The following is a 10,645-nucleotide window of genomic DNA, read 5'->3' on the forward strand; positions in this document are numbered from 1 at the left end:
TGGGAAGTCGGGGTCGGGAGTTTGTTACGTGAGGTGGCCGAGCGGCGCGACGGTGATGCCGGCGCGCTCACAGACCCAGTGCGGGTCGGGGCCGAGCTCCGGTTCGATGCGGAGCTCGTGGTCGTTCAGGTCGTCGCAGGCGGTACAGCGCGGCCAGCGGATACGTGAGTCGACCAGGCGGTCCTGGACGTCTTGCGCCACCAGTCCGGCGATGTGTTCGGCGCCGTCCGGCCACTGGTCGAGCCACCACTGCCGCTCGGCCACCGCGTCCTCGACCACCGTCACCATGACGGCGTCGTTGAAGCCTCGCGCGGCCAGGTCGTGCAGGACCATGGCTCGTGCCGTCAGTAGTACCCCTGGCTCACTCATCGCCCTTCAGAGTGCCAGACGCCACCGACAAACCCCAGCTAGCTGCCGCAAGCGGGACTGGGGTCAAGGCGCTCGGCCAGCCGCAGCTCGCGAGCGGCTACGGATCGGAGAGCGGCGCCGATGCGAGAGCGGAGGGCCGCGGTGCGGTGCTGCGGCTCGTCGTACGGCTCCTGTGGGGCATTCGGTAGTGCGGACTGCGACAGTGCGCGGGCGTTCTCGACGGCCGTGTTTCCGGCGATGAAGTAAGTCATGATGACGCCTTTCTCAGTTCGTCTTCGGTGCGGGTCCGCTGCTTGCGCGGACCACGAGTTCGGTGGGTAGCAGGAGCTGGTGCTCGGTGTGCTCCGGGTCGAGCAGCAGTCGGCCGAGAATCCGCCCTTTGTCCTTGATGGGCTGGTGAATCGTGGTCAGCCCGGCCTGCGCGGCGGCTGGGATGTCGTCGAAGCCAGTGATGGTCACGTCCCGTCCGGGGACCAGTCCGCGCACCCGTGTCGCCTCCATCGCACCAAGCGCCTGTACGTCGCTCAGTCCGACGATCGCGGTGGGTCGGTCCTGCGAGTCCAGCACCCAGCCGGCGCCGGCCACTCCGGAGTCGAAGGCGTTGTAACCGCCGGACACGACCCGGATGCGCGCCTCCGGCATCGCCTTCCGTAGGCCCTCGAGCCGGAGTGTGGGGTTGCCGCTGGAGACCTCGTCGAACCCGATCTCCACTGGCTGGCCGCCTGGGGCCTGAGCATTGTCAACCAGTACGACGACGTCGCGGTGCCCGAGTCGGGTCAGGTGCTCACCCAGTCCCGCAGCCGCCGCCACCTCGTCGATGGCGACCCAGCTGTCAGTGAACGTGCCAGGGTCGGTGGATGCTGCGGGCAGACCGCGTGCGGCCAGGATGTCCAGTGCTGGATGGCCATGGGGTACACAGAAGATCGCTGCGGCGTCGATCGCCGCCTGTGTGACCGCAGTGCTGTTGTCGGCGGTGTCCTCCGCGCCCAGTGGCATGAGCAACAGGCTGGTGCGGAACTCCTCGGCCACCTCGGCCAGTCCGGCCAGGAAGCCGACCGCGAACGGGTCGGAGAACGCGTACGACAGCTTGTCGGTGAAGAGCACTCCGATCGCCCCGGCCTTGCCGCTGCGCAGGGCCCGCGCGGACGCGTCCGGTCCGGCGTAGCCGAGCTCGTGGGCGGTGGCCAGGATCCGGTCGCGCAGGGCGGCGGACAGCTGGTCGGGCTTGTTGTAGGCGTTGGACACCGTCGACGGCGACACCCCCACGGCCTTCGCCACGGTCTTCAAGGTCACCCCGGCCATCTCCGCACCCCTCTTCTGAATCGTTCTTCTAAATCGATCTAGAAAAACGATACAGAAGCTTTGGTGCGAGTGCAACAGGGGTTTGCTGGGATGATGTCCGCATGGGTTCGTTGCTGGAGGTGATCGCGCTGCATCCGGCGGATGCGGAGGCGGCGCAGGAGGGCGGGGCGGACCGGCTGGAGCTGTGTGCGTCGATGGAGGCCGACGGGCTGTCGCCGTCGGTGTCGACGGTCAGTGCGATCCGCCGGGTGACCGACCTGCCGTTGCGGGTGATGCTGCGGCTCTCGGACTCGTTCACCACGAACGGCGCCGAGCTGAACCGGATGACCGCGCAGGCGCAGGCCTACCTCGCCGCTGGTGCTGACGGGTTCGTGCTGGGCTTCCTGACGCCGGACAACGTCGTGGACGTCGAGTCGGTGGCTGCACTGGTCAGCACGTTCGCCGGTACGCCGTGGACGTTCCATCGCGCGATCGACGCCGTACTGGAGCAGGAGGCTGCGTGGCGTGCACTGCGGTCCCTGTCCGGTCTGGACTGTGTGCTGACCGCAGGGTCGTCGCTCGGCGTCAGCCATGGGTTGGACGACCTCTGCAAGCTGGCCAAGGCCGATCCGGCGGTGGCCAGCGTCATGATGGCCGGCGGCTCGCTCAAGCCCGAACACGTGCCGTGGCTGTACCAGTCCGGCGTACGGCGTTTCCACGTCGGCTCGTCGGTCCGCCAGGACGGCTCGTGGACCAAGGCCTACGTGAACTCGCGCTTCGTCCGTTCCTGGCGCAACCTGCTCGACGCCCAGGACTCGCGCGGATGATCCTCATCGACCCGCCCGCCTGGCCGGCCTGGAACCGCGTCTGGTCGCACCTGGTCAGCGACGAGTCGCATGAGGAGCTGCACGCCTTCGCCAAGGCGGCCGGCATTCCGGCGCGCGGATTCGATCGCGACCACTACGACGTACCCAGTGACCGGTACGACGACCTGGTCGCCGCCGGCGCCGTACCGGTGTCCAGTCGTGAGCTGGTCCGCCGCATCACCGCCGCAGGTCTCCGGCACCGCAAAAGGCAACAGCCCCCAACCAGTTGAGGTCGGGGGCTGCCTGCTAGTCGAGCAGTTCGGTGACTGTGCCCGCGGCGACGGTGTGACCGCCTTCGCGGACTGCGAAGCCGAGGCCGACGTTCATGGCGACCGGCTTCACCAGCTCCACGGCCAGGTCGACCGTGTCACCCGGCATGACCTGTGTGGTCGTGCCGAGGTCGATACCACCGGACACGTCCGTGGTCCGGAAGTAGAACTGCGGCCGGTAGTCCGCGGCGAACGGCGTGTGCCGGCCACCCTCGGCGGTGGTCAGTGCGTGCAGTGTGGCCCGGAACGCGCGGTGCGGACGCACCGTGCCGGGGACTGCGACCACCATGCCGCGACGGACCTCGTCCCGCTTCACACCACGGAGCAGGATCGCCGCGTTGTCACCGGCCTGCACTGTCTCCAGTGTCTTGCCGAACGTCTCGATCCCGATCGCCGTGCTGCTGACGGTCTGGCCGAGACCGACCACGTCGACGGCTGCACCGACGTGCAACGTGCCACGCTCCACCGCACCGGTGACGACCGTGCCCCGGCCGCTGATCGTGAGCACGCCCTCGATCGGCATCAGGAACGGCTCGGTCAGCTCCCGCTCCGGCGTCGGCACATAGCTGTCGACCGCGTCCAGCAGCTCGCCGATCGCAGCGGTCCACTGCGGGTCGCCCTCCAGCGCCTTCAGGCCGGAGACGCGCACCACCGGTACGTCGTCGCCCGGGAAGCCGTACTCCGACAGGAGTTCACGGACCTCCAGCTCGACCAGGTCGAGCAGCTCGGGGTCGTCGACGGTGTCCGCCTTGTTCAGCGCGACCACCAGGTACGGCACGCCGACGCGCTGCGCGAGCAACACGTGCTCACGCGTCTGCGGCATCGCACCGTCCTGTGCGGACACGACCAGGATCGCGGCGTCCACCTGCGCGGCACCGGTGATCATGTTCTTCACGTAGTCGGCGTGACCGGGCATGTCGACGTGCGCGTAGTGGCGGGATGCGGTCTCGTACTCCACGTGGCTGATGTTGATCGTGATCCCCCGCGCGACCTCCTCCGGCGCCCGGTCGATCCCGTCGAACGCGACGAAGGAGTTGGCCACCGGGTCGCGCTCGGCGAGCACCTTGGTGATGGCAGCGGTCAGCGTGGTCTTGCCGTGGTCGACGTGACCCATCGTCCCGATGTTGAGGTGCGGCTTGGACCGCACGAACTGGCTCTTGGCCATGAGTTTTCCCTTGCTGGTCAGAAGAATTGACTGAGCCAGGACCCTCCGGCTGGCCTTCCGGCGCTGTCACCGCGCGGAAGGGGGCCGGTCTCGGGCCACCCTCCTCCGCGGGTCCTGATCAGCAGGAAGAGGGTCGGCTATCGACTGACGCGGCAGCCCACGTGGGAGCGCCCGTCAGGCCGGCGCCTGACAGGTTCTGCTCGAAAACCACGCGGTACATGCGGATCACGTTAGGGAGTAACAGCGCCCACGGCAACGTAATTCCCGACGAGCTAGTTCAGGGCGAACAGGCGGGTGCCGTCGGAGAAGACGGGCCGCGCCCCGGCCACTGTGGTGACCGGCTTGTTGCAGGTGACCTCTTCGGAGCGCGCCACCGACGCTGCGGTCGGGCCGGGCAGGATCGGTCGCGGCTGGATACCTGCGGGACCGATCATCACCGGTGAGCAGCTGCCGTTCGGCTGCGGCATCAGGGTGATCACACGCCCGTCCGGCAGCAGCGCGAAGCCGTCACGGGGGTACTCGGGCTGCTGCAGCTTCGGCGGTACGTCCAGCAGGTGATGCCACTGCGGAGTGCCGTCCGCCGGGTTCGCTGCAGCTACGTCGTACGTCTGGGGCTGCGTCGGGTCTGTCGCGTTCCGGCAGGTGATCAGCACGAGTGACGCGTGCGTTGCGGCGAGCTGTGCGTCGCAGGAGGCTTGACCGAGTCGTGGCCGCAGAGTGCCCGGTACCGGGGTGGTCCAGCTGATCCGGCCCTCGCCGACGTCGATCGACCACTGGTAGAGCGTGCCGCCCGCAGCAGCGGTCCAGATCAGACCGGAGACCTCACGGGTGTCCGGTACGGCGACCAGGTCGCCGACCCAGGTGTCCGGGTCCAGCTCGGTACTCAGGTCGAAGCGCTGTGCCAGGTCGACCTCCCAGCGCTGGTCACCGGTCTTCAGGTCCAGGCCGCGAACCACCGCGCCGTTGCCGGGGCAGGCGTCGACCACGACCGCCTGGTCGTTCATCAACTCGCCCTGGATCACGTTGCAGCGCAGCTGCGTCCGCCAGTGCGTCGGGTTGCTTACGCCATGGGCAGCGACGTAATTGCCTTCGGCGATCAGCAGTTGGTCCTGGTTGACCGCAAGCGCCCGTCCGTCGGTGTGAACCTCGGTCAGCACCTCACCAGTCACTGCGTTCAGGACTGCGTACGTCGGCAGGTCGATACCGGTCGGTGCGCGATTCCCGGCGTACGGGAGGTTGGCGGCGACGGTGCGGCCGTCGCCGGAGACGAGCAGGCCCTTCGAGCCGCTGGAGGCTGCGTCGTCGACATCTGCCCGGGCGTACCGCCAGCGGATCTGGCCGGAGTTCGCGTCCGACATGACCACGCCGTCCTGGCGCAACTCGGCCACTCCGCCCGCCGTACCGGCAATGGCACCGGCTGCGGGGACTTCGCGCGTCCAAGCGAGTGTGCCGTCGAACTGCACCGGCACCTGCGTGGGTTCGGCCGTGGTCGTCGTACTGACTGTGTTGGCCGTCTCCAGCCGGGCCTGCACGAACGGCTCACCAGCAGACACCACAATCCAGGCCAGCAGAGCTCCACAGACGGCAGTGGCAGCAACACCCAGCCACTGCGGCGGAGCCTGCGAGTACGGCGGTGCGCGGCGGAGCCGGCGTGCCAGCGCCAGCAGTCCGGCCGAGAGCATGAGTGAGATCGAGGCGAGCATCAGGTACGGCCAGCGCTCGGACATCGCAGCACCGGGCTGTGCCGCCGGCCAACGCCACCAGCAGATCCCGACTGCGACCACACCGACCACCGCGAACACGAGTGCCGGAATGGCGAGTAGGCGCTGTCGGGCCCGTCGGAACCACGCGCAGGCCAGTGCGGTTGCTATTGCGGTTCCGGCGACCGGAGTCCACACCGGGAAGCCAGTGACGTCGGACGGGTCGGCGGGCCACTTCGACGCGGCGCCGAGGCCGCGGCCGAGCAGTACCGACGCGGCCACGACCGCACCGAGGGCAGCACCGAAGTACACGACCGGGATCAGCCCGCCGATCGGACGGGCCGCCTTAGGGCCCCAGGAGTCGAGCTCCCGGTCGATATTGGCGCGCGCGGCGCGCTCCCAGGCGTCGTGACCCGGACCGGTCGCATAGAGCTCGGTCTCGGCCAGGCCTTGCAAGAACGACATCCGGCCGCGGGCGAAGTCCCGGTCGTCGATATGCGCGTACTCCTGCCGGATGCCGGCCGCGTACTCGTCGTACCGGTCCGCGGGCATGCTCAGGATGCGCAGGTCGGCGTCGCAGAGCACAGCGCCGTTCCGGTCGTCGGGGGCGCTGTCATGCTTGGCAGTCAGCCGGACCAGCCGGCCGACCTCCTCGACCTTGGCGGCGTCGACGCCGTACGCGGCGAGCTCGAGCTCGGCCAGCTGGGCCGAGACCTCTTCGTTCTCCCCGGGCTCGGCCTGCGGGTCGTAGATCGCGTCGTGGAACCAGGCGGCCAGCCGGACGGTGTCCGCGTCGTCGGCGGCGTCGGCGAGCTCGTCCACCGTGCGCAGAACCTCGGCCAGGTGCCGCTGATCGTGATAGTGCCGATGTTGCTCTGCGTAACGAGCCAGCAGATCATCGCCCAACGGCTGCGCGTGCGGCAGCAGGCGATTCCACTGGTCGCGCAGGTCCATGGCTGCGAGTCTCGCACCCGGATGGAGTCCCGGCCGACCGATCTGGGGCTCCCGGAGACGGTCGTGGCCAAAGCGATACCGGCTCGTCACCTGACCGCTTCGCAGCGTGCGGGAAGGGCCGGATTGCCCTGCCGGCCTTGCGTTCTGGATCACACTGAGTTAGCGCAAGGCGATGACAGCGTTGTCCCCGGTCACCAGGACCTGATTACCGACCGCGTAGGCGTCGCGACTGCAGGTGATTCCGAGGGGTAACCGGACCTGGCGGAATCCGGTGCGTTCGATGACATTGGCCCAGCAGGTTTCGGTGTCCCGGCTGAGGGAGACGACCCGGCCGTCCGCGGTGACCGCGACCTTGGATCGCGGGTCGACACGAGCAGTGACCTGCCAGGCGGTCTTCCCGGTGACGGTGTCGATCGCAGTGACCACGGTGTGCCGGTTCTCGATCGTGCTCGGGCCTGGGCAGTCCACAACGACCAGGTACCGGCCGGCGGCGTTCAGCAGCGTCCGGCAGGCCCAGGTCTGCGGTACCGGCCAGCGCCACTTGATAGCGCCGGTGCGCGGTTCGATAGCCGTCAGAGCAGCCGGTACGTCGGAGTCGCCGCCCGGCTCGGCCACCACGACCAGTCCGCCCGCGACGACCGGACGCCGGTAGGTGTCGGTCGCAGTCTTGGTCCACAGCTTCTTGCCGGACTTCAGGTCCAGTCCGGTCATCGCATCGGGCTCGTCGCCGCAGTTGCCGAGGAACGCGAGCACTGCGTCCGTGGAGGCAACCGCATCGAGGTCCGAGCAGTCACCCGGTTCGAAGGTCCACCTCTCGTGGCCGTTCGGGTCAAGGCCGTGCAGCTTGTCAGAGCCGTGAGTGGCCGGCTCGCCGGTCAGCAACGGCTGCGCCTGCTGGATGAGGTGGCCACGCGTCCGGCCGGCCCAGGCGGCTTTGCGCTGACCGGTGTTGGCGTCGAGCAGCAGATAGCCGACATCAGGGAACTGCGCGAGCACGTAGGCGCCGTCGCCGGTAGCGACGATGGTGGGGCGGTCGTCGGAGTCGGACCGGGTATAGCGCCAGCGCAGATCACCGGTCGCAGCGTCGAGCATGTCGACCACGCCGTTCGGCCGGGGGATCGCGATGCCGTACTGCGTGCTGATCGCCTCTTCGGCTCCTGCGCCGAAGGTCGCCTTGCTCACCCAGGCGACTGTGCCGTTCAGGACGGACGGCGTGGCCTTACCGGCCGGCCGGGGCGATCGGTCGACTCGCTCGTTCGAGCTCAGCACGTAGTTGCGGGCCAGCGGCTGGACGATCAGCAGCAGAGCAAGGGCAACGACCCCTGGTACGGCGAGCCACGCGAGCTGCTGACCGAGATTCCGGCTCGGAAGGAACCGTGCGGTCCTCGTGCGCAGGAGGGACGCAGCAAGCGCAGCACCGCCAGCCAGCAGTAAGAGCAGCAGAGCGGCGAAGAGCAGCGGGACTCGGAGGCCGACGCCGAGTGCTGGGTTGGTCCGTGGGGCTTGTGCCCAAGCAATCAGGAGACCGGTGACGGCTACTGCCACTACCGCGCCTGCGATCAGACAGGCTCGTTGACTGGAGCTGCGCGCGCAGCGGAACAGCACCGGCGCGCTGATGAACGCCAGTAGTGCCAAGGCGACAGGTGGCCAGCTGGCCTCGCCCTGTGAAGTGGGAATCTCCCAGGAAGCACCGGCGGCTGCGATGGCGACCACAGTGGAGCCGATCGCACAGAACGTTGCTGTGGCGGTCAGTGCGGCCTGCTGCCAACCACGCCAGGGCGCTGGCAGTTCACTGTCGAGACCGGCCAGCTCTGTCTCGAGGTTGACCCGGGCGACCGGTCCGAGGCGCTGCCGGGCCAGCTGGGTTCGGTAGAGGTGACCATCGAGCAGTTCGCGGACATCGTCGTACCGCTGCTCCAGTGCGCTCCGGCGGTCGCCCGCGTCGCGTCGTACCTCGGCGACGTGAACTGCGTACCGGACTGGGTCGGCGGACAGAATGGCGTTCACTGCATCGAGCAGTACGTCGCCATTCGCGTCTCGCCGTGGTGGTGCGTAGGTATCGGTCGCGGGAGCGGCCAGCTCGCCGGTCAAGCGAACCAGGCGGGCGACTTCGGCGACTCTGATCGGTTCTATGCCGTACTGCGGCAGTAGCTCCTCTGCCAGGTGCGCAGAGGCCTCGGCGTCCTCGGCCGGGGTGCCACCTGGTTCATGGACGGCACGGTGGAACCAGGCCGCCAGCCGGACCGACGAAGGGTCGGTCGACAGCTGGATGAGCGATTCCAGCGCGGCCAGCACGGTCTCGAGGTAGTGGTCGCGATAGGCGCGCCTGTTGCGCTCGACGTACCGGGTGATCAGCGCGTCGGCGAGTTCACCAGGACCGGGCACCAGGCCATCCCAGCGCGCGCGTAGCTCGACCACTGCGCCAGTCTGCCAGTCGCTCCTACTGCTCGGCGGACAGGACTCCGGTCAGCAGCCCCGGGTAGAGCGCGTCGAGGTCCTCGCGGCGCAGCCTGCTGATCCGCCGGGTGCCCTCGGTGTGAGTGCTCAGGACGCCGGCCTCGCGCAGGGTGCGCAGGTGGTGGGCGCGGGTGGAGGGGGTGACGGGCAGCTCGATCTCGCCGCAGGCGATGCCCTCCGGGGTGTCCGCGAGCGCGCGGACGATCTGCAGTCGTACCGGCTCGCCGAGGGCCTGCAGGACCGTCTCGACGCGGATCTCCGCCCGGTCCGGCTGGGGGAGCTGTTTCCTGGTCATGGGTCCATAGTACGACGGTTGTCGAAGTTCGATGACTTTCGTAGTACGATCATCATCGAACTACTCGAATCTTCCCGGGGAAGGACCTCATGTCCGCACGGATCTACCTGCTCGGTGCTGGTGCGTTCGCGGTCGGCACCAGCGCGTATGTCGTGTCCGGTGTGCTGCCCGATGTCAGCTCCGAACTCCATGTCTCGCTGACCGCCGCCGGTCAGCTCGCCACCGCGTTCTCGCTCGCCTACGCGATCGGTGCGCCGATCCTGGCGACGCTGACCGGCCGGTGGGAGCGTCGTACTCTCCTGATCGCTGCACTCGTTCTGGCCGCGCTGGGCAACCTGATCGCCGCCGTGGCGACCAACTACCCGGTGCTGATGGCCGGGCGAGTGGTGGCCGCGTTCGGCGCCGCTGCGTACACGCCGGCGGCCACGCTGTTCGCCACTGGCCTCCTGCCACCTGAAGAGCGCGGTCGCGCGGTGGCGGTCGTGTTCGGCGGTCTGACGTTCGCTCTGGTGCTAGGCGTGCCGGCCGGCAGCCTGCTCGGCCCGACGCTTGGCTACAAGGGTGTGTTCGCGCTGATCGCGATCGTGGCGGTGCTGGTCGCCGTGGTCGAGCGCTCCGCGCTACCGAAGGTCGCTGCACCACCTGTGGTCAGCCTGCGTGAGCGGTTCGCCGGACTGGCTGACCGTCGCGTGCAGATCGTGCTGCTGATGTCGGTGCTGGGTGTGCTCGGCGCCTTCAGCGTCTACATCTACATCGTGCCGCTGCTGAAGGAGACGGCCGGTCTGACCGGCAACGTCACCGGCATCCTGCTTCTCGTGTACGGCGTGGGCGCCGTGGTCGGCAACCTGCTCGGTGGACGCGCCACCGATCGCTTCGGCAGCATCCGCACGCTCATCGTGTTGCTGATCGGCATCGTCCTCGCAGTCAGCACGCTGGACCTGACAGCCCGCAGCACTGTGGGTGCGGGCGTGGCCCTGTTCGTCTGGGGCATGTTCACCTGGGCCTTCAACCCGCCGATCCAGAACCTGCTGCTTGAGCTCGGCGGTGGACTCCTGATCGCTCTCAACGCCTCTGCGATCTACCTGGGCGCCGGTCTGTCCGCAGTGGTCGGCGGTCTGGTCATCCAGGTGGCGGGACTGCGCTACCTGCCGCCGCTGGCCGCCGTACTGTCGCTGATCGTGCTCGGCCTGACCTTCACCCTTCGCCGCGACCCAGCTCTGGAAGACATCGAAGACCTGGAGCATGTCGAAGCGGAGCCTGTCGCGGTTCTGCCCTCCAGCTAGGGCAAG

Annotated in this window: 10 protein-coding genes; 3 read left to right on the plus strand and 7 right to left on the minus strand. The window is 68.5% G+C overall.

The annotated features are described in order from the left end of the window. Positions 1-24: 24 nt before the first annotated feature. The 3 genes from ACIA49_RS10940 to ACIA49_RS10950 are packed head-to-tail and all read right to left on the minus strand — an operon-like array spanning position 25 to position 1,671. A complete protein-coding gene (locus ACIA49_RS10940) occupies positions 25-369 on the minus strand; it encodes a hypothetical protein (RefSeq protein ID WP_132404359.1) in 345 nt (114 codons plus the stop codon). A 38-nt stretch (positions 370-407) separates the two neighbouring features. Further along, on the minus strand, positions 408-620 hold the full coding sequence (locus ACIA49_RS10945; RefSeq protein ID WP_396376923.1) for a hypothetical protein: 213 nt from the start codon (positions 618-620) through the stop codon (positions 408-410). Between the two features lie 13 nt (positions 621-633). Continuing rightward, a complete protein-coding gene (locus tag ACIA49_RS10950; protein WP_396376924.1) occupies positions 634-1,671 on the minus strand; it encodes a LacI family DNA-binding transcriptional regulator in 1,038 nt (345 codons plus the stop codon). A 101-nt stretch (positions 1,672-1,772) separates the two neighbouring features. Here ACIA49_RS10950 and ACIA49_RS10955 point away from each other — a divergent pair, with 101 nt between their 5' ends. Together ACIA49_RS10955 and ACIA49_RS10960 are read left to right on the plus strand one after the other, a co-directional pair. Then, a complete protein-coding gene (locus tag ACIA49_RS10955) occupies positions 1,773-2,477 on the plus strand; it encodes a copper homeostasis protein CutC (RefSeq protein WP_396376925.1) in 705 nt (234 codons plus the stop codon). Beyond that, a complete protein-coding gene (locus ACIA49_RS10960; protein ID WP_396376926.1) occupies positions 2,474-2,746 on the plus strand; it encodes a DUF4031 domain-containing protein in 273 nt (90 codons plus the stop codon). The genes ACIA49_RS10955 and ACIA49_RS10960 overlap by 4 nt, the downstream gene beginning before the upstream one ends. A gap of 16 nt (positions 2,747-2,762) precedes the next feature. On the opposite strand, the gene tuf is transcribed toward ACIA49_RS10960, so the two are convergent. The 4 genes from tuf to ACIA49_RS10980 all read right to left on the minus strand — a co-directional run bounded on the left by tuf (position 2,763) and on the right by ACIA49_RS10980 (position 9,356). Further along, positions 2,763-3,950, minus strand: a complete 1,188-nt coding sequence (gene tuf / locus ACIA49_RS10965) for an elongation factor Tu (RefSeq protein ID WP_396376927.1) — start codon at positions 3,948-3,950, stop codon at positions 2,763-2,765. Positions 3,951-4,222: 272 nt separating this feature from the next. Beyond that, entirely contained in the window at positions 4,223-6,604 is a 2,382-nt protein-coding gene (locus ACIA49_RS10970; RefSeq protein ID WP_396376928.1) for a hypothetical protein, read from the minus strand. Between the two features lie 159 nt (positions 6,605-6,763). Beyond that, complete coding sequence (locus tag ACIA49_RS10975) at positions 6,764-9,022, minus strand: PQQ-binding-like beta-propeller repeat protein (protein ID WP_396376929.1); 2,259 nt, start codon at positions 9,020-9,022, stop codon at positions 6,764-6,766. A gap of 22 nt (positions 9,023-9,044) precedes the next feature. After that, positions 9,045-9,356 carry an ArsR/SmtB family transcription factor gene (locus ACIA49_RS10980; RefSeq protein WP_396376930.1) on the minus strand — a complete coding sequence of 104 codons (312 nt, stop codon included), beginning with the start codon at positions 9,354-9,356 and terminating at the stop codon, positions 9,045-9,047. A gap of 89 nt (positions 9,357-9,445) precedes the next feature. Between ACIA49_RS10980 and ACIA49_RS10985 the strand changes: the two genes are divergently transcribed. Beyond that, the gene (locus ACIA49_RS10985) at positions 9,446-10,639 is read left to right on the plus strand and encodes an MFS transporter (RefSeq protein ID WP_396376931.1); all 1,194 of its coding nucleotides are present in this window, start codon (positions 9,446-9,448) and stop codon (positions 10,637-10,639) included. The last annotated feature ends 6 nt before the right edge of the window (positions 10,640-10,645 follow it).

Source organism: Kribbella sp. NPDC051587, assembly GCF_044453945.1.
Taxonomy (GTDB): domain Bacteria; phylum Actinomycetota; class Actinomycetes; order Propionibacteriales; family Kribbellaceae; genus Kribbella.